Genomic DNA, 18338 nt, shown 5'->3' with positions numbered 1-18338 from the left:
AATATCAACCCGACATTTTGTGCAGGTTTTGACCAACTGGCGGTGCACGGCTTGGCTCCCGCCCCGGCATGGCTTACCATGGGAACTCATCTTTCAGGATCCCTCTTCCCATGCTGCGACCCCGTTTACCCCAGGCGCTGGGCTGCTCGACCCTGTGCGTGCCCCGCCTGCTGGTCTGGATCTATTAGCTGCACTCCTCGCGTCATCCACCCCTATCCATTTGAACGAGGAAACAGCCATGAAACCCTGCCAACACTGGTCGCAGGTCGAATACCTGCATCTGACGGTGAGCAACCCCAACATCCATCTCAAGGGACGGCACAGCTACTACTCCGGCGCCTGGGACGGCCCCTTTGAAGAGCATGCCGTGCGCTATCTGCACGGCGACCGTTTCAGCCGCAGCCCGGAGACTGGCTGGGAGCCGCTCTGGCACATCGATCAGCTTCACATCGGCGACTATGTGCAAATAGCCGCCGGGGTGAAGATCATCATGGGGGGCAACCAGACCCACAACACGGCCTTCATCAGCACCTATCCGTTTTCAGATGTAGAGGCGCTCCAGCGCAGCTACCGCCCGGCCGGCGACACCCGCATCGGCAACGATGTCTGGCTCGGCATGGACGCCATGATCATGCCGGGGATCACCATCGGCGACGGCGCCATCATAGCGGCACGTGCCCTGGTCAACCAGGATGTACCGCCCTATGCCATGGTGGCCGGTACGCCGGCCAAGGTTATCAAGATGCGCTTTGATGAGGACGAGATTGCCCGTTTGCAGGCGCTGGCCTGGTGGGAGTGGCCAGATGAACAAGTGCAGGCCCTGCTGCCACTGATCCAGCAAGGCGAGGTGGCCCTGCTGGAACAGGCTGCCGCCCGCTGGGGCGAGACCCGATCATGATGCAGCGGGGGGCCATGGCCCCCCGCTTTCATCCTGTCGCTCAGTTGCCGCTATCGGGCTGATTGACCCGGCACTGCTTGCCGGGGTAGCCGGGCAGATCGGCCGCCTTGTTGCTGCACGCCAGCCGCTTGGCCTGATAGAGGCGATCCGCCAGGTTGGCACTGTCGATCGGCAGCCAGTCCATCTGCCGGCCAAGCCAGCTGGCCCAGGCGAACTCGACAAAGTAGACCTGCTCCCGCTTGTCGAAATAGCCCGCATCCTGCAGCAACCCGGCCAGGGTGCGATAGGGGTAGTCGGGTAGCAGGTCGATGCGGCTCGGCAACTGTTCCGGCGTGAGGGGCCGACCCTGCTCGTCCTTGAGCCAGGCCCAATGATTGCCCTGCATCTGGCTCCAGAAGCTGGCCTTGTCCTGCAGCCTGGCGATCACCTTGACCCGAACCTGCTTCACCCCGAGTTGCCACAGCGCCTTGGTCAGATGGTGTCTGTCCACCAGCCAGTAGCCGCCATCGGGTGCGATGACGATGGGGATCTCTTTCTTTTTCATCACCTTGTCGAGCTGTTTTGCGCTCTTGCCCGCCAGCTCGGCCTGGGTGTTGTCGACCTGGATCTGGCCCACGCCCCCCTGGGTGGGGTGCAGCGCGGCGATGTTTGCCTCGCACCAGCTGCCGACCTGGCTCTGCCGCTCGCACGGCGCCAGCGCCCAGGCCCCCTGACTGATGGCCAGGGCCAACAGGATCCATGTTCTCATTGCTCACTCCTCTGCCCAAATGGCGGGTCAAATAAGATGCCGGGGAGTCCCCTCATCCAAGGGACTCATACTGGCGGTCTGACCAGCAAACGGGATATCATGATTTCCCGTCTGTCGGCGACCACTTATCGCCGAGTTTTCTCCCCGCTTCACACTATTTGAAGGATTAACCATGAAAGGATGGAGTCTCCTGCTGGCCCTGCTGGGCAGTGCCTGTGTCCAGGCTGCCGATGTTCCGCCCGGCACCCAGCTCGCCGCCGAGCAGGCCGTCGTTCGTCATCTCAAAGACGAGCCGGCGAGCCTGAGTCCGCTCAAGCTGGTCGGCCTGCCCGAACTGCAGGTGCTGCGGGATCTCTACGAGGGGCTGCTGACCCAGGGGCCGGACGGCAAGGTACTGCCCGGGGTGGCCGCCAGCTGGGACAACCAGGGCAATCAGCGCTTCACCTTCCATCTGCGCCCGGACGCCCGCTGGTCGAACGGCGATCCCGTACAGGCCGCCGACTTCGTCTACGGCTGGCGTAAACTGGTCGATCCCAAAGAGGCCGCCACCTTTGCCTGGTTCGCCCAGCTGACCCGCTTCGACAAGGTGGACGACATAGTGGCCGGCAAGCTGCCCCCCGAGGAACTCGGCGTGAAGGCCCTCGACCAGCATACCCTGCAGGTGACCCTCTCCCAGCCGGTGCCCTACTTCCTGAGCCTGCTGACCCACCCCAGCCTGTCGCCGCTGCATCGCGCCAGCATGGAGCAATACGGCAACCAGTGGACCCAGCCCGGCAAGCTGGTCGGCAACGGCGCCTTCGTGCTGAGTCACCGGGTGGTGAACGAGAAGCTGGAGCTGACCCCCAACCCCTACTACTGGGATCGCGCCCATACCGTGCTGACCAGGGTCACCTTCGTGCCCATCAACCAGGAGAGTGCGGCCACCAACCGCTATCTGGCCGGTGACCTGCACATCACCGAGTCCTTCCCCAAGGAGCAGTATCACAAGCTGATGCAGCAGATCCCGGGCGAGGTCTATACCCCGGATCAGCTCGGCACCTACTACTACGCCTTCAACACCCAGCGCGCCCCTCTCAACGATGTGCGGGTGCGCAAGGCGCTCTCCTACACCATCGATCGGGGCCTCATCGCCAACAAGATCCTGGGTACGGGTGAGAAACCGGCCTATCACTTCACCCCGGACGTGGTCGCCGGCTTCGAGCCCAAGGCCAACCTGCTCTCCAGCAGCAGCCAGCAGGTCCTCGACGACAAGGCCAGAGCCCTGCTCAAGGAGGCGGGCTACGGCCCGGCCAACCCGCTCAAGCTGACCCTGCTCTACAACACGGCCGAGGTGCACAAGAAGATGGCGCTGGCCATCGCCAACCTGTGGAAGCAGAAGCTGGGAGCCCAGGTCGAACTCACCAACCAGGAGTGGAAGAGCTATCTCGACAGCCGTCAGAGCGGCCAGTTCGAGGTGATCCGCTCCTCATGGGTGGCCGATTACAACGATCCATCTGCCTTCCTCGGCCTGTGGGGCTCCCACCACAGCGGCAACATGGCCCGCTTCGCCAACGCCGGCTACGATGCCCTGCTGGCCAAGGCGGCCAACAGTCAGGATCAACGTGAACGGGCTCGCCTGTTCGATGAGGCAGAAGCCATACTGCAGGAGGAGGCGCCGATCGCCCCCATCTATCAGTACACCAACGCCCGGCTGATAAAGCCCTGGCTCAAGGGCTACCCCATCAACAATCCGGAAGACGTGGCCTACAGCCGCCAGCTCTACCTGGTCAAGCACTGATCCTGCCCGGGGCCGGCCATGCCGGCCCCAATCTTCTGTTATCGCCCCCTGTTCATGCTCAAGTTTTCGGCATAAAATGCCGCCCTTTCAGGCAACCACCCCCTCAATCACCGGTTTGTTATGCGTTTTGTATTGATGATCTCTCTGCTGCTGACCCTGCCCGCCCAGGCGGCCAGCGAAACACAGTGCCGCCAGGCCTTCACCGAATGGATGCTGGCCCAGCAGCAACAGTTCAGCGACCGCAAGGCCAGCAAGATGGAACGGCGCAGCGCGGAGCGGGCCATCGACCAGGTGCGCAGCGAGTTCTCGAAGCGGGAGAGCTTCTGCCAGGCCATGGAGTGGGTGGAACACAACCGGGATCAGGATCCTCGTTTCACCCCGCGACTGGGGGAGATCCACGACTTCACCCCGCCGATCGACTCGCCGTCATAAAGTCATAAAAAAGCCCCGAACCTGCGTTCGGGGCTTTTTTTCAGGGCATGGCGGCTGCCGGTATCAGTCGACGTAGAAGGTCTGCTGGAAGGTCAGCGTCTGCTGCTGCCCCTCCCCCATGATCTTCAGAGTGAACTGGTAGGTATCCTCGTTGCGATAGGGCAGCACCGCCAGATAGTAGATGGCGTTGCCCTCCTTGACCTCCTGGAAGGTCAGGTTGCGGATGGTGCCGGTGAGGTTCTTGGCCTCGCCGGTGATCCCTACCGCCTGGGCCACCCCCTGCTTGTTCTGCACCGCGATGTTGACGATGCCGTTGTAGCGACTGCGCTCCAGGCCATAGGCCTTGGCCACCTCGGGGGTGAGGAAGCTGGAGTTGAAGGCGCTGTAGTGCACCTGCCAGGGCCCCAGCTCCTTCATCTGCTCGGCCCGCAGGGGCAAGGTCAGCAACAGTGCCAGCAGGCAGCTTATCCAGGCTGTTTTCATGGTGTCATCCTTCTCGTGTTAACCCTGATTGTCCAGCAGGGCACTGACCTCGGCGGGGATCTGCCTGGGCGCCTCGATGGCGACCGTCTTGTGCCGTCCCAGCTCCCCCCGCACGATGCGAACCTGCCCCTTGGCCACCTTGAACTGCTTGGCCAGATACTTGATCAAGTGGCTGTTGGCCTGACCATCCACCGGCGGCGCCGTGATGGCTACTTTCAACTCTTCTCCGTGCAATCCGACGATCTGATCCCGACTCGCCTTGGGCTGGATCATCAGATGCAATACCAGCTCATCCCCTTCCCGCAGGACGGCTGCCATCAAATCATCCACCACAGCTGGCCGAACAGATCCCCCAACAGATAGTTTATGGCCTGCAGCCCGATAAAGGCGACCAGCACGGAGAGATCCAGCCCGCCCAGCGCCGGCAGAATGCGACGGATGGGGGCCAGGAAGGGCTCGGTCAGCTGGTGCATCACGTACTCGATGGGGTTGCGACCCTGGCTGACCCAGCTCAAGATGGCGCGGATCAGCAGCACCCAGAAGATCATGGAGCCGGCCTTCTTCAGCACAGTCAGCCCAGCAAACAGGCTGAGGGTGAGCCAGTCGGCCAGCAGCACGTTCATGCTCTTGAGCAGCGCCAGCTTGGCGAAGGCGATCAGCAGCGCCAGCAGCACCGAGGCCAGATCCAGCCCGCCCAGCCCGGGAATGACCCGGCGCAGCGGCACCACCAGCGGATTGGTCAGCTTGACCACCATCTGGCTCATGGGGTTGTAGAAGTCGGCACGGGCCCACTGCAGCCAGACGCGCAACAGCACCACCATGAGATAGAGGTCAAAAATCGTGTTAATCAGAAAGTAAGCAGTGTTCATCTGGGCTCCAGGTTGCAACTGAGAGTAACGGAAATCGGGTTCAGAACAGGGTTTCCATTTCGCCGGCCCGGGCAACGGCCGCCTGCATGGCGTGTGCAGTCAGCGGCATCAGCCCCTGCTGCTGGAAAGTCTTGATCGCCTCGGCGGTGGTGCCACCCTTGCTGGTCACCTGCTCGCGCAGGGTCTGCAGCGACAGCTCGGGATTCTGCTCGACCATGGCAGCCGCGCCAAGGACGGTCTGCTGCACCAGCAGGCGGGCCTGCTCGGGGGAGAAGCCCATGGCCTCGGCCTCCTCGGCGATGGCCTGCATGAACAGGAAGAAGTAGGCAGGCGCGCTGCCGGCTGCGGCGATGACGCCGTTGATACCGGACTCCTGCTCCACCCAGAGAGTTTTGCCCACCGCCTGCATCATCTGTTCGGCCAGCTCACGATCGGCCTGCTCGATGCCTGGCGGGGCGTACAGCCCGGTCATGCCCAGCCCCAGCAGAGACGGGGTGTTCGGCATGGTGCGGATGATCCGGCCGTGGCCGCCCGCCATTTCGGCCAGCCGTGCCACCTTGATGCCGGCGGCGATGGAGATGAGCAGCTTGCCCTCCAGCGTGCCCAGCTGTGCCACCAGCGCACTCAGCATGGCCGCCATCAGCTGCGGCTTGACCGCCAGCACGATGACTTCGGCCGCCCGGGCCGCCTCGGCGTTGTCCTGGGTGACGCGAATGCCGTAGTCGCCGGCCAGCGCATCCAGCTTGGGCCGGCTTGGGTTGGCGGCAATGATCCGGTCGGCCGGGTAGCCCGCCTGGACCAGACCGGCAATGATGCTGCGGCTCATGTTGCCTGCCCCGATAAAGGCGAGGGTTCTGTACTGCATCAAACACTCCTGTGATCTGAAAAAGGCAGAGCCCGCATGCACCGCATCACGGGCTCCTGCTCATGAATAGTTGCGGGCACCGAAGATGGCGGTACCGACCCGCACCATGGTGCTGCCGTGGCCGATCGCCAGTTCGAGATCCTCGGTCATCCCCATCGAGAGGGTGTCCACGCCCGGGTATTGTCGCGCAAGCTCGGTGAACAGAGTCTGCATGCGCACCATCTGGGCAGCCAGTACCGCCTCGTCGCTGGTATGCTCCGGAATGGCCATCAGACCGCGCAGCCGCAGCCGCTCGCAGCGGGAGATCAGTTCGGCCAGACGGAAAATCTCTTGTTCCGACGTTCCGGATTTACTGCTCTCTCCGCTAATATTGATTTGCAGACAGACATTTAGCGGCGCGAGCCCGGTCGGGCGCTGGTTGTTGAGGCGTTCGATCAGCTTCTCTCTGTCCACGCTCTGTACCCAGTCGAACCGCTCGGCCACCAGCTTGGACTTGTTCGATTGCAGCGGACCGATAAAGTGCCACTCTATGTCTGTACAGCTCCCTTGCTCACGCAGGGTATCTATCTTGGTGGCCGCTTCCTGGGCGTAGGATTCGCCGAAGCGGCGTTGACCGGCGGCATAGGCCTCGCAAACGGCCTCCAGCGGTTTGGTCTTGCTGACCGCCAGCAGCTGGATGTGATCGCCGCGTCGGCCAGCCCGGCTGGCGGCTTGTACAATACGTTCCTTTACCTGAAGCAGGTGCTCGGCAATCTGGCTCATGTTTCGTTCGTGATCTTGTGATGGGAGAATGACAAATCTATGGATATCACAGAGTTATTGGCTTTCAGTGTAAAACATAAAGCCTCGGATCTACACCTCTCGGCCGGGGTTCCCCCGATGATCAGGGTTGATGGCGAGGTTCGCAAGATCAATTTGCCCGCCCTGGAGCACCGGGAAGTACACGCCCTCATCTATGACATCATGAACGACCACCAGCGCAAGGAACTGGAAGAGAACTTCGAGGTGGACTTCTCGTTCGAGGTGCCGAACCTCGCTCGCTTCCGGGTCAACGCCTTCCAGCAGGCGCGCGGCTCCGGCGCGGTATTTCGGACCATCCCCAGCACAGTGCTGAGCCTGGAAGATCTTGATGCCCCGGAGATCTTTCGCAAGATTGCCGAATACCCGCGCGGCCTGGTGCTGGTGACCGGTCCGACAGGTTCGGGCAAGTCCACTACCTTGGCGGCCATGGTCAACTACATCAACGAGAACTTCCATCACCACATCCTCACCATCGAGGATCCCATCGAATTCGTGCACGAAAACAAACGCTGCCTGGTAAACCAGCGGGAAGTGCACCGCGACACCAAGAGCTTCAGCAACGCCCTGCGCTCGGCGCTGCGGGAAGACCCGGACATCATACTGGTGGGCGAGATGCGCGATCTGGAAACCATTCGTCTGGCCATGACCGCGGCCGAGACCGGTCACCTGGTGTTCGGCACCCTGCACACCTCGTCGGCGGCCAAAACCATAGACCGGATCATCGACGTCTTCCCCGGTGCGGAAAAAGACATGGTGCGCTCCATGCTCTCCGAATCGTTGCGGGCGGTCATCTCCCAGACCCTGCTCAAGCGCATCGGCGGCGGCCGGGTAGCGGCCCACGAGATCATGATGGGTATTCCTGCCGTGCGAAACCTCATACGGGAGGACAAGATCGCCCAGCTCTACTCGGTGATCCAGACCGGGATGACCCACGGCATGCAGACCATGGACCAGAGCCTCAAGCAGCTGGTGAGCCGCGGCATGGTGGCGGCGCTGGATGCCAAGGCTAAGGCGGTCGATCCCAACACCATCTAACCACGACGAATCTAGGGAAGGAGTCGTTATGAATCTGGATGCCCTGCTGACCGAGCTGGTCGCCCGCAAAGGCTCGGATCTGTTCATCACGGTCGGCACGCCGCCGACCCTCAAGGTCAACGGCCACCTGCAGTCACTGGCAGAAGCGCCACTCGACAAGGCAAGGGCACTGGCACTGGTGAAGGAGACCCTGAGCCCGGAGCACTTCGAACGCTACCTGCGCACCAAGGAGGCCAACTACGCCATCCACCGCGAGGAGCTTGGCCGCTTTCGGGTCAGCGCCTTCTGGCAGCAGGAGCTGCCCGGCATGGTACTGCGCCGCATCGAGACCCGCATCCCCACCTTCGACGAGCTGGCACTGCCCCCCATATTGCAGGAGATCGCCCTCGCCAAGCGCGGACTTGTGCTGTTCGTCGGTGCCACCGGCGCCGGCAAGTCCACCACCCAGGCGGCCATGATCGGCTATCGCAACCAGCATGTGGACGGCCACATCCTGACGGTGGAAGATCCGGTGGAGTTCGTGCATCAGCACGGCCGCAGCCTGATCACCCAGCGCGAGGTGGGCATAGACACAGCGTCGTTCGACGTGGCGCTGAAGAGCTCACTGCGTCAGGCGCCGGACGTGATCCTGATCGGCGAAATCCGCAGCCAGGAGACCATGGAGTTTGCCCTGCAGTTCGCCGAGACCGGTCACCTCTGCCTCGCCACCCTGCACGCCAACAACGCCAACCAGGCGCTGGATCGCATCCTGCACCTGGTGCCCCAGGAGAAACACCGTCAGTTCCTGTTTGATCTCTCCTTCAACCTGCGCGCCATCGTGGCCCAGCAACTGCTGCCCAGCCCGGATGGACGGCGTCGTTTTGCCGCCTTCGAGGTGTTGCTCAACACCCCGCTCATCACCGACATCATCCGCAAGGGGGAGATGCACCGGCTCAAGGAGGTGATGACCAAGTCCACCGAACTCGGCATGCAGACCTTCGATCAGGCGCTGTTCGCCCTGTTCTGTGCCGGCCAAATTGGCTACAGTGAGGCCCTTGCCCATGCCGACTCCGCCAACGACCTGCGACTGCTGATCAAGCTGTCGGGCCGAGAACAGCTGGGTTCAGGCACACTCGACAACGTCACCCTGGATGAATGAGGGGCGTGCGTCACCGCTATAAAGGATCGTTATGCTGATTGTGGTTTCCCCGGCCAAGACGCTGGATTACGAGTCGCCGCTGGTGACTTCCCGTTTCACCCAACCCGAGCTGCTGGACCACTCCGCCGAACTGATCGGCCGGGCCCGCCAGTTGAGCCCGGACCAGATCGCCAGCCTGATGAAGATCAGCGACAAGCTGGCCGGCCTCAACGCCGCCCGTTTTGCCGACTGGCAGCCTGATTTCACCCCGGCCAACGCCCGTCAGGCACTGCTGGCTTTCAAGGGGGATGTCTACACGGGGCTGGCGGTGGAAGATTTCAGCGAGGCAGATCTCGACTTCGCCCAGGCCCACCTGCGCATGCTCTCCGGCCTGTACGGGGTGCTGCGTCCACTCGATCTGATGATGCCCTACCGACTGGAGATGGGCATTCGGCTCGACAACGCGCGCGGCAAGGATCTCTACCAGTTCTGGGGCGACATCATCACCCAACACCTGAACAAGGCGCTGGCCGCCCAGGGGGACGAGGTGCTGATCAATCTCGCCTCCGACGAGTACTTCAAGTCGGTACGCCCCAAGGCCCTGCAGGGGCGTATCATCACGCCGGTGTTCAAGGACGAGAAGAACGGCCAGTTCAAGATCATCAGCTTCTACGCCAAGAAGGCGCGCGGCATGATGGCCCGTCACATCATCAAGCACCGACTCACCAAGGTGGAACAGCTGACCGGGTTCAACGCCGACGGCTACTACTTCGTACCGGAAGAGTCCGACGCCAACACCCTGATGTTCAAACGCGCTGAAAATTAATTACGACCCGAGGGAACCAATTTCAGGATCCTCCAGTCTGAATAGGTGAATCCTCTGTTGTAAGCACTTTTTATTGGCCGACGTTTATGCGTCGGCTTTTTTCTGCCCGACATCCGGCCCATCAAACGCCAAAAAGCACAACGGCCATCCGGGGATGGCCGTTGTGGCGGGCAGGCTTACTTCTTTTTCTTCTTGGCAGACTTCTTCTTGTCGTCCTTCGGCTTTTTCTTCTTCACCGGCACCCGCGCCTCCTTGTGCTTGGGACGCAGCTCGTCGATCACCCGGCGCTTGAGGCGCTCTTCGGTGTAGCGTTCGATCTTGGCCACCATGGCCATGTCGTGGGCCTCCACCAGGCTGATGGCGCAACCGCGGTTGCCGGCGCGGCCGGTACGGCCGATACGGTGAACGTAAACATCGGCGCCGTAAGGCATGTCGTAGTTGATGACATGGCTGACGTTGGGCAGGTCGATGCCGCGGGCGGCAACGTCGGTGGCGATAAGGAAAGGCACCTCCCCTTCATGGAACTTGCGGATCGACTCGATGCGCTTGGCCTGCTCCATCTCGCCACGGATCCAGGCGCAGGGCACGCCCACCGCCTGCAGCTGGCCGGAGAGCTCCGCCAGCCGCTCGCGGGTCTTGACGAAGATGATGGCCTTCTGGGTTTCCGGGTTCTTCAGGATGTGCACCAGCAGGGCCAGCTTGTGGGCAGCGTCGTCGGCCAGGTGAACCCACTGGGTGATCGGGCGACGCTCGCTGCGCGGCGGCTCGGCATGCAGCTCAACCGGATCCTTGAGGATCTCGCTGGCGAACTTCTCGAGACCTGCCCCTTCCAGGGTGGCGGAGAAGAGCATGGTGTGCTTGCGATAACGCGCCTCTTCGACGATGCGGTTCACGTCCTTGATGAAGCCCATGTCCAGCATGCGGTCCGCTTCATCCAGCACCAGCACCTCGATGTCGTGGCTCTCGAACTCCTCTTTCTCGATGTACTCGAGCAGACGGCCCGGGGTGGCGACCACTATGTCGGTGGTCTTGGTCAGGGCCGGCAGCTGCTCTTCGTGGCTGACGCCGCCGATGATGGTCTCGATGCTGAGATTGGTGTGGGCCGCCAGCGCCTTGGCGTGAGCGGTCACCTGCAGCGCCAGCTCGCGGGTCGGGGTCAGCACCAGCATGCGGCAGGGGCCCGGCTTGCGGCGCGGGAAGTCCAGCAGATGCTGGAGCGCCGGCAACAGGAAGGCGGCGGTCTTGCCGGTACCGGTCGGGGCGGATGCCAGAATATCGCGGCCGTCCAGGGCTGGCTCCAGCACCATCTGCTGGATGGTGGTGGGGCGGGTGAAACCCATCTCGGCCAAGGCCCGGTTGAGGGCTGGATTCAGGTCGAAATCATCAAAGGACTGGCTCATGGCAATACTCGGTCATTAAGGAAACGGCAGATTATAGGCGATTATGTCGTCGGCTCCTATGGTGACTGTGCCTTAGCCGCTATAATCGCCGACCATTTTCTGCGAGGCGGGTACAGGACGGGAGTCGGATGGCACGAAACAGCGGTTTTACCTTCAAACAGTTTCACGTCGAGCACGATCGCTGCGCCATGAAGGTGGGCACCGACGGCATTCTGCTGGGCGCCTGGGCACCGCTCGGCAAGGCTCGCCGGATCCTCGACATTGGCACCGGCAGCGGCCTCATCGCCCTGATGCTGGCCCAACGCAGCCACGCCGACTGCCGCATCGATGCGGTGGAGCTGGATAAGCATGCGGCGCAGCAGGCCCGCGAGAATGCAGCCGTCTCCCCCTGGCCGCTGCGGGTCACCATCATAGAGAGCGCCATTCAGGGGTATCAGGCCGACCCTTACGATCTCATCGTCGCCAACCCCCCCTACTTTGTGGCGGGCCAGTCATTTCGCGATCCGGCCAGGGCGATGGCCCGCCATACCGGCGCCCTCGACAGCCATGCTCTGCTGGCCGCCTGCGACCGCTTGCTGGCCCCCGATGGCCAGGTCGCACTGGTCGTGCCGACGGCCATGGCCGATGAAATTTTATGCATTTCGGCGGATTTTGATCTGCATGCCGTTTGTTATACAGCTGTTATCACCAGGGCGGGAAAAGAGGCAAATCGTGTTTTATTGCTACTTGGCAGAGGATTAAACAGGTGCGATAGGGGTGAAATTGTGATCCATTCTGCTGAGGGAACCTATTCCGACAGATATATCCAACTAACCAGCCCCTTCTATTTGAAGATGTAAATTTCGTCTTGAACTATTTTTTCACGCCATTATGCTGACTCCTAAACGAGCGCCCGCTCCAGACCAGCTCAAACCACTGGTTGCGATGAAAAAACAAGCGGGGCTCTTTTTTTTACCCCTGAACAACGCCGGTCACCGACCAATAAAAAACTATAACAAGCAATAGTTTACAAGACAGACGAGGTTGAAATTGACGAAATCACTCACATTGTCCGACGTGCTCGGACTGGGCTTCATGACCTTCGCGTTCTATCTGGGCGCCGGTAACATCATCTTCCCGCCGCTGGCCGGCTACATGGCGGGTGAGCACCTCTCTCTGGCCATGCTGGGCTTCCTGGTGACCGCCGTGGGTCTGCCCCTCATCACCATCATTGCCGTCGCCAAGGCCGGCAACGGCTGGGCCGGCATGACCAAGCTGCTGCCGGCCGGCGTGGCCACCGCACTGGCCGTCGCCATCTACATCATCATCGGCCCGGCCTTCGCAGCCCCCCGTACCGGTCTGGTGGCCTACGAGATGGGCCTCAAACCCTTCATCGGCGACATGGGCCAAGCCGGCCTGTTTGCCTACACAGTGCTGTTCTTCGGGGTGGCCATCCTGGTCTCTCTGAATCAGGGCAAGCTGATGGACGCCATCGGCAAATACCTGACTCCGCTGCTGATGCTGTTGCTGCTGACTCTGGCCATCGGTGTATTCGTGGCGCCGCAAGGCTCCATGCCCGTCTCTTCCGGCGACTATCAGAACGGCCCCTTCGTGAAAGGGATCCTGGAAGGCTACAACACCATGGACACCCTGGCGTCCCTGATGTTTGGCGCCCTGATCGTCGACCTGCTGCGCCAGAAAGGCATCCAGGACTACCGTAGCCAGTTCAAGTACCTGGCCATTGCCGGCATCATCTCCGCCATCGGTCTCTCCGTGGTCTATGTCTCCCTGTTCCAGCTGGGCAATACGGCTGCCGGCGTCGCCACCGACGTCAGCAACGGCGGCGCCATCGTCAACGCCTACGTACTGAGCCTGTTCGGCCAGCCGGGTCAGTTCATCCTGGCCGCCATCATCACCCTGGCCTGCTTCACCACCGCCGTGGGTCTGATCTCCGCCTGCTCCGACTTCTTCCACAACCTCACCGGCATGAGCTACAAGAAGCTGGTGGTCTTGCTGGGCGTCATCTGCGCCGTGGTGGCCAACGTGGGTCTGAGCCAGCTCATCAGCCTCTCCATCCCGGTACTGGTCGCCATCTACCCGGTTGCCGTAGCACTGGTACTGGTCACCTTCCTGAAGGGTTACTTCGGTCGTCCGCGCCTGGTGTTCCGTGGCGTGTTGATGGTTGCCTTCCTGTTTGGCTGCCTGGACGGCCTGGGTGCCGCCGGCATGAAGATGGATGCCTTCGCCTTCCTGCCGCTGTTCGACAAGGGCCTGGCCTGGTTGCTGCCGACCCTGCTGGCCTGTGGCCTCGGGATGCTGGTACGCTCCGGCGAGAAACTGGCTGCCGAAGCCGCCTGATTCTCCTGCCCATGTCAAAGAGCCTGCCTTGTGCAGGCTCTTTTGTTTGTGTGCCATCTCGCCCGGCATGGTTTCCTGCCGGCTATGCCATGCTGACCTCCCCTTTCCCGCTCCGCCCTCTCGCTTCCGCCAACTGCAGTTCTATCGGTGATTTATTCTGGTCAACTAAATTGTTTCAAGATATTAATGTGTGATTGAGATCAAATATCTCTTCTTTATGCTCAAGATGGTACTCCTGTGACGATCTTCCGATGGCACAGGAGAGGGAAGCATTGTTATCCGGTTATCTGCCAGGCAGTGGGTGCAATCAACAAGAACAAGCTGATAAGGCAGATGAGGTCAGGTTTGACGAAATCACTGAAGTTGTCCGACATATTCGGACTGGGTTTTATGACGTTTGCGTTCTATCTGGGGGCAGGCAACATCATTTTTCCACCGCTGGCCGGCTTCATGGCCGGTGAGCATCTGCTGGCCGCCATGGTCGGTTTTCTGCTGACGGCGGTGGGTCTGCCTCTGCTGACCCTGGTCGCCGTTGCCAGAGGCAGCGCCGGACAGGGCAGCAGTGGCTGGACGGCGATGACCCGCCATCTGCCGACCTGGGCAGCCACGGCGCTGGCCATTGCCATCTACATCATCATGGGGCCGGCCTTCGCCACCCCCCGTACCGGCCTGGTGGCTTATGAAATGGGGCTCAAGCCCTGGCTGGGTGACGCCGGCCAGCACGGTCTGCTGCTCTACAGCCTGCTCTTCTTCACACTGGTGATCCTGGTATCGCTGAACCGAGGCAGACTGCTGGATGCGGTGGGCAAATACATGACCCCTGTCTTGATGGTGATGCTGCTGATCCTGGCGATCGGGGTCCTGGTTAACCCGCAAGGCACCCAGCCAGAGGCCAGCGGCGACTATACGGATACGCCGCTCATCAAGGGCATGCTGGAGGGGTACAACACCATGGATACCCTCGGATCCCTGATGTTCGGCGCCCTCATCATCGGCCTGCTGCAACGCAGGGGCATCGAGGACTACCCGAGCCAGTTCAAGTACCTGACCATCGCAGGGCTCATCTCGGCGGTTGGTCTCTCGGCGGTCTACATCTCCCTGTTCTACCTCGGCAACAGCGCAGCGGGCGTGGTAACCAGCGTCGACAATGGCGGCGCCATCGTCAACGCCTACGTACTGAGCCTGTTCGGCCACTCCGGTCAGTTAATCCTGGCCGCCATCATCACCCTGGCCTGCTTCACCAGCGCAGTCGGCCTGCTCTGCGCCAGCGCCGACTACTTCCACGGTCTGGCCGGCTGGACATACCGCAAGTGGGTACTGCTGATGGGATGCGTCTCCATCCTGGTGGCCAACGTCGGGCTGAGCCAGCTCATCAGCCTCTCCATTCCGATCCTGGTCGCCATCTATCCGGTCGCCATCGCACTGGTGCTGGTCACTTTTGCACAGGGCCGTTTCGGTCGACCACGGCTGGCGTTTCGCGCCGTGCTGCTGGTGGCTTTTCTGTTCGGCTGCCTGGACGGGCTGGGCGCTGCCGGCATGCAGATGGATGCGTTCGCCTTCCTGCCGCTGTTCGACAAGGGGCTGGCCTGGTTGTTGCCGACCTTGCTGACCTGCGGCCTCGGCATGCTGCAACGCCCCCGCGAGGCGCTGGCGGCAGAAGCCGCTTGACCCGTCAGCCAATAACGAAAGAGGCCAGCATCAGCTGGCCTCTTTCGTTGGGCGGGGTCTGCCGTTACAGCAGCGGATCCGGTTTGGGTTTGCCGGCCAGTCCATACCAGTGGGTCTCAACTCGCCCGGCATGCCACTCAAAGGTTCCCCAGGGCTGTGCTGCCTGCCAACGCGGAAAATTCACGAGCACCCGGTTGTCTTCGTACTTGTAGAGCGAGGTGGTGATCTCGATATCAGAGAGGATAAGCAGCAGGGCCCAGCCGATGAAGAACCATTTCAGCGCTTTCCACATAGGGTTACTCGAAGCAGATTTCGATGGTTGCCCGACCGTAATCTGATTCAAACGGCATCATGATCTTGGTGCCGTCGGCACGATGGGTGATGGTGTGGTTGAGACCGGAGACGATGATGGGAGTCGCCATGTCGAATTCATACCCCTTCTCCCCCAGCATGCGCTTGGCACCGCCGGTCACCATGTTGGTGATCTCGCCCACCATGTCGGTCACCTCTTCATTGATGGTGGCCGGCGCCTCGCCCAGCATGCGGCGCATGATCTCCAGTGCCAGCCCCTTCTCGAAACTGATGGAGAGGGATCCCCGGGTCTGCGGGCCGACCATGCCGATGAGGCCGGAGACATCGCCGCGCGCCAGCTCGTCCATCTTGCGCTTGGGTTTGCCCGGCTTGAGCTCAAGCTGTGCCATGGTGGAGAGCACATTGAGCAGGGAGAGCAGGAACGGGTTTACAAAATCAGCCTTCATGTTGACTTCCTACAGTGGGCGTACAGCGAGCACATTGGCCATGTGCCTCAATCGTCTTATTGGTAATAGTAAAGCCATGCAACTTGGCTTGCTCGGAAAACGCGCCATCGATCGCCGGATCATGCAGCTCAACCACCTCGCCGCACTGGTCACAGATGAGCAACTGCATCGGGTGGGCATGGTCGAAGTGACAGCAGAATATGAAGGCGTTGAGCGACTCCACCTTGTGGGCAAAACCCTGTTCGAGCAGAAAATCGAGCGCCCGATAAACGGTCGGCGGCTTGGCGTGGGCCTCTGTCTGTTGCAACTGGGCCAACAAATCATAGGCGCTGATGGCATTGCCATGGGCAGCCAGCAGCCTGAACACCTGACGTCGGGTAGGGGTGAAGCGGATCCCGCGTTGTTCGCAGAGTCGTTCGGCTCGTTGTAAAAGTTGGTCTTGATTCATGATCACGCAATTACCCTTTTTATTAGCCGGATACTATCACAGGGCCCCCTTTGGCGCGGTGACAAAATTCATTTTCTGGGGCTGCCTCACGTTGTGGTAAAATCCGCCCCCTTTGTTTAGCCAACCCGGATGATTTTTATGCAGGCGCAGCGTTTTTCCATCGCCCCCATGCTGGACTGGACCGATCGGCATTGCCGTTATTTCCATCGTCTGATGACTCGCCAGACATTGCTCTATACCGAGATGGTGACTACCGGCGCCATCATCCACGGCAAGGGTGATTACCTGGGATACAGCGAGCAGGAACATCCCATCTCCCTGCAACTGGGTGGCAGCAATCCGGCCGATCTCGCACGCTGCGCCAAGCTGGCCGAGGAGCGTGGCTATGACGAGGTGAACATCAACGTTGGCTGCCCCTCCGATCGGGTACAGAACGGCCGCTTCGGCGCCTGCCTGATGGGCGAGCCCGCACTGGTGGCCGACTGCGTCAAGGCGATGCGCGATCTGGTCGACATTCCGGTGACGGTGAAGACCCGCATCGGCATCGACGATCAGGACTCCTACGAATTTCTGCAGGCCTTCATCGAACAGGTGCGCGACGCCGGTTGCGATACCTTCATCGTCCATGCCCGCAAGGCCTGGCTGAGCGGTCTGAGCCCCAAAGAAAACCGCGAGATCCCGCCGCTCGACTATCCCCGCGTCTACCGGGTCAAACAGGATTACCCGGACCTCACCATCGCCATCAACGGCGGCGTCACTTCCCTTGAACAGACCCTCGAGCACCTGCAGCACCTGGATGGCGTCATGATGGGGCGCGAGGCCTATCAGAACCCCTACATTCTGGCGCAGGTGGACAATCTAGTATTCGGCCAGAACAACGCCGTGCCGAGTCGCCACGAGGTGGTGCGGATGATGCTGCCCTATATCGAACAGGAGCTGGCCAAGGGCAACTATCTCTCCCACATGACCCGCCACATGTTGGGGCTGTTCCAGAACATGCAGGGGGCTCGCGCCTGGCGCCGTCACCTGAGCGAAAATGCCTGCAAGCCGGGAGCAGATATCCAGGTGGTGCTGGATGCCATGGCCAAGGTGCCGGAATTCGCCGCCACCGAGGCGGCGGAGTAACCATGTACCGCTTCACCGGTTCCTGGCTGCACAAGGCCATCGTCCGGCTCTGCGCCGGTCTGCTCGCCATCCTGGGCGTCAAGCTCAGCGCCTTCTACTTCATCGGCTTGCTCATCGTGCTGGGGTTGCATCGGGATCAACTGCTCGGCTGAACTCCCCCCGCACCGACCAATAAAAAACCGGCAACACTCAGTGTTGCCGGTTTTTTTATGCTGCAGAGAGTGACGCTACTCCCCTTTCTCCACGAACTGCAGCTCGGGCGCCCTGGAGGTCAGCACATCGGCGCAGTAATCCCAGGTCGAGATGCGATAGTGCTGCAGATCCTCGTCCAGGTGCAGGCCGTCCGACTCCTGATGGAACCAGCTGGCAAACCGGGACGGGGTGATGAGCTGGATCTGCTCCTCGATGGCATGACTATCCTTGCCCTCGGCCAGATCGCAATCCTCCATGACCCGCACCGCAAAGATATGTCGGAAATAGACCCGGCACAGGATCTGCGGCGGCAGATCGATGCTGCGAGCCCTGCCCAGCATGATGGTGAGGGAATCGCTCCAGATATCCTGATGAAGTTCGGCCACAACCAGGCCCGGGGGGAGTTGGCGGGACGGAGCCCAAGGTACGGCAACCTGCCGAATGGCATTTTTCTGTTCCATCATCCACCTCACTACAGCGCACGCCATATCTTGAGTGTATCTGAAACAATTTCCGCTGACGATGGCAATAAAAAACCCGGCTGGCGCCGGGTTTTGGG

22 protein-coding genes are annotated in these 18338 nt (G+C 61.2%); 11 read left to right on the top strand and 11 right to left on the bottom strand.

Annotated features, from left to right (window positions below; genetic code table 11):
- Positions 1–238: 238 nt before the first annotated feature.
- The gene (locus AB5Y81_RS09185) at positions 239–898 is read left to right on the top strand and encodes a CatB-related O-acetyltransferase (protein WP_195879701.1); all 660 of its coding nucleotides are present in this window, start codon (positions 239–241) and stop codon (positions 896–898) included.
- A 40-nt stretch (positions 899–938) separates the two neighbouring features.
- Here AB5Y81_RS09185 and AB5Y81_RS09180 read toward each other — a convergent pair whose 3' ends face one another.
- A complete protein-coding gene (locus tag AB5Y81_RS09180) occupies positions 939–1646 on the bottom strand; it encodes a ParB-like protein (protein ID WP_054543487.1) in 708 nt (235 codons plus the stop codon).
- 172 nt (positions 1647–1818) lie between these two features.
- On the opposite strand from AB5Y81_RS09180, the gene AB5Y81_RS09175 reads away from it, so the two are divergent.
- Complete coding sequence (locus AB5Y81_RS09175) at positions 1819–3423, top strand: ABC transporter substrate-binding protein (RefSeq protein WP_279485269.1); 1605 nt, start codon at positions 1819–1821, stop codon at positions 3421–3423.
- 120 nt (positions 3424–3543) lie between these two features.
- A complete protein-coding gene (locus AB5Y81_RS09170) occupies positions 3544–3855 on the top strand; it encodes a hypothetical protein (protein WP_279462357.1) in 312 nt (103 codons plus the stop codon).
- Positions 3856–3918: 63 nt separating this feature from the next.
- On the opposite strand, the gene AB5Y81_RS09165 is transcribed toward AB5Y81_RS09170, so the two are convergent.
- The 5 genes from AB5Y81_RS09165 to AB5Y81_RS09145 are packed head-to-tail and all read right to left on the bottom strand — an operon-like array spanning position 3919 to position 6834.
- On the bottom strand, positions 3919–4338 hold the full coding sequence (locus AB5Y81_RS09165; protein ID WP_005304995.1) for a DUF4426 domain-containing protein: 420 nt from the start codon (positions 4336–4338) through the stop codon (positions 3919–3921).
- A gap of 18 nt (positions 4339–4356) precedes the next feature.
- Complete coding sequence (gene yggU, locus AB5Y81_RS09160; RefSeq protein ID WP_005304998.1) at positions 4357–4656, bottom strand: DUF167 family protein YggU; 300 nt, start codon at positions 4654–4656, stop codon at positions 4357–4359.
- Positions 4656–5207, bottom strand: coding sequence for a YggT family protein (locus tag AB5Y81_RS09155; protein ID WP_279485268.1), 552 nt, complete (start codon positions 5205–5207; stop codon positions 4656–4658). The genes yggU and AB5Y81_RS09155 overlap by 1 nt, the downstream gene beginning before the upstream one ends.
- Positions 5208–5247: 40 nt before the next feature.
- Positions 5248–6072: a pyrroline-5-carboxylate reductase gene (proC, locus tag AB5Y81_RS09150; protein WP_279485267.1), complete on the bottom strand. Its 825-nt coding sequence runs from the start codon at positions 6070–6072 to the stop codon at positions 5248–5250.
- A 60-nt stretch (positions 6073–6132) separates the two neighbouring features.
- Complete coding sequence (locus AB5Y81_RS09145; protein ID WP_279462358.1) at positions 6133–6834, bottom strand: YggS family pyridoxal phosphate-dependent enzyme; 702 nt, start codon at positions 6832–6834, stop codon at positions 6133–6135.
- Positions 6835–6873: 39 nt separating this feature from the next.
- On the opposite strand from AB5Y81_RS09145, the gene tapT reads away from it, so the two are divergent.
- The 3 genes from tapT to yaaA are packed head-to-tail and all read left to right on the top strand — an operon-like array spanning position 6874 to position 9851.
- Positions 6874–7908: a type IVa pilus ATPase TapT gene (tapT, locus tag AB5Y81_RS09140; RefSeq protein ID WP_005305010.1), complete on the top strand. Its 1035-nt coding sequence runs from the start codon at positions 6874–6876 to the stop codon at positions 7906–7908.
- A 28-nt stretch (positions 7909–7936) separates the two neighbouring features.
- On the top strand, positions 7937–9046 hold the full coding sequence (gene tapU, locus AB5Y81_RS09135; RefSeq protein WP_010636179.1) for a type IVa pilus ATPase TapU: 1110 nt from the start codon (positions 7937–7939) through the stop codon (positions 9044–9046).
- Positions 9047–9077: 31 nt separating this feature from the next.
- The gene (yaaA, locus tag AB5Y81_RS09130) at positions 9078–9851 is read left to right on the top strand and encodes a peroxide stress protein YaaA (RefSeq protein ID WP_010636178.1); all 774 of its coding nucleotides are present in this window, start codon (positions 9078–9080) and stop codon (positions 9849–9851) included.
- A 176-nt stretch (positions 9852–10027) separates the two neighbouring features.
- Here the strand turns inward: yaaA and srmB are convergent, their stop codons facing one another.
- Entirely contained in the window at positions 10028–11251 is a 1224-nt protein-coding gene (gene srmB / locus AB5Y81_RS09125; RefSeq protein WP_279485266.1) for an ATP-dependent RNA helicase SrmB, read from the bottom strand.
- A gap of 128 nt (positions 11252–11379) precedes the next feature.
- Between srmB and AB5Y81_RS09120 the strand changes: the two genes are divergently transcribed.
- The 3 genes from AB5Y81_RS09120 (at position 11380) to brnQ (AB5Y81_RS09110) (ending at position 15256) form a co-directional block, all read left to right on the top strand.
- Positions 11380–12090 (top strand): tRNA1(Val) (adenine(37)-N6)-methyltransferase, encoded by a 711-nt coding sequence (locus tag AB5Y81_RS09120; RefSeq protein ID WP_042007904.1) that lies wholly within the window; start codon positions 11380–11382, stop codon positions 12088–12090.
- Between the two features lie 190 nt (positions 12091–12280).
- Positions 12281–13588: a branched-chain amino acid transport system II carrier protein gene (brnQ, locus tag AB5Y81_RS09115; protein ID WP_005305030.1), complete on the top strand. Its 1308-nt coding sequence runs from the start codon at positions 12281–12283 to the stop codon at positions 13586–13588.
- 390 nt (positions 13589–13978) lie between these two features.
- On the top strand, positions 13979–15256 hold the full coding sequence (gene brnQ / locus AB5Y81_RS09110) for a branched-chain amino acid transport system II carrier protein (protein WP_279462361.1): 1278 nt from the start codon (positions 13979–13981) through the stop codon (positions 15254–15256).
- Between the two features lie 64 nt (positions 15257–15320).
- Here the strand turns inward: brnQ (AB5Y81_RS09110) and AB5Y81_RS09105 are convergent, their stop codons facing one another.
- From AB5Y81_RS09105 to zur, 3 genes are read right to left on the bottom strand one after another with little or no spacing between them, the layout of a single operon-like run.
- Positions 15321–15548 (bottom strand): hypothetical protein, encoded by a 228-nt coding sequence (locus AB5Y81_RS09105; RefSeq protein WP_005305036.1) that lies wholly within the window; start codon positions 15546–15548, stop codon positions 15321–15323.
- A 4-nt stretch (positions 15549–15552) separates the two neighbouring features.
- Entirely contained in the window at positions 15553–16014 is a 462-nt protein-coding gene (locus tag AB5Y81_RS09100; protein WP_005305039.1) for a chemotaxis protein CheX, read from the bottom strand.
- A complete protein-coding gene (gene zur, locus AB5Y81_RS09095; protein ID WP_005305041.1) occupies positions 16004–16462 on the bottom strand; it encodes a zinc uptake transcriptional repressor Zur in 459 nt (152 codons plus the stop codon). The genes AB5Y81_RS09100 and zur overlap by 11 nt, the downstream gene beginning before the upstream one ends.
- Before the next feature lie 138 nt (positions 16463–16600).
- Between zur and dusA the strand changes: the two genes are divergently transcribed.
- Positions 16601–17587, top strand: a complete 987-nt coding sequence (dusA, locus tag AB5Y81_RS09090; protein WP_024943335.1) for a tRNA dihydrouridine(20/20a) synthase DusA — start codon at positions 16601–16603, stop codon at positions 17585–17587.
- Between the two features lie 2 nt (positions 17588–17589).
- Complete coding sequence (locus AB5Y81_RS09085; RefSeq protein ID WP_005305049.1) at positions 17590–17739, top strand: hypothetical protein; 150 nt, start codon at positions 17590–17592, stop codon at positions 17737–17739.
- A gap of 75 nt (positions 17740–17814) precedes the next feature.
- Here the strand turns inward: AB5Y81_RS09085 and AB5Y81_RS09080 are convergent, their stop codons facing one another.
- Positions 17815–18240 (bottom strand): hypothetical protein, encoded by a 426-nt coding sequence (locus AB5Y81_RS09080; protein ID WP_005305052.1) that lies wholly within the window; start codon positions 18238–18240, stop codon positions 17815–17817.
- Positions 18241–18338: the final 98 nt, after the last annotated feature.

This window comes from Aeromonas sp. s2, assembly GCF_040907935.1.
GTDB lineage: Bacteria > Pseudomonadota > Gammaproteobacteria > Enterobacterales > Aeromonadaceae > Aeromonas > Aeromonas dhakensis.
The sequence above is the reverse complement of the archived record's forward strand: the minus strand, read 5'-3'. Positions and strand labels throughout refer to the sequence as shown.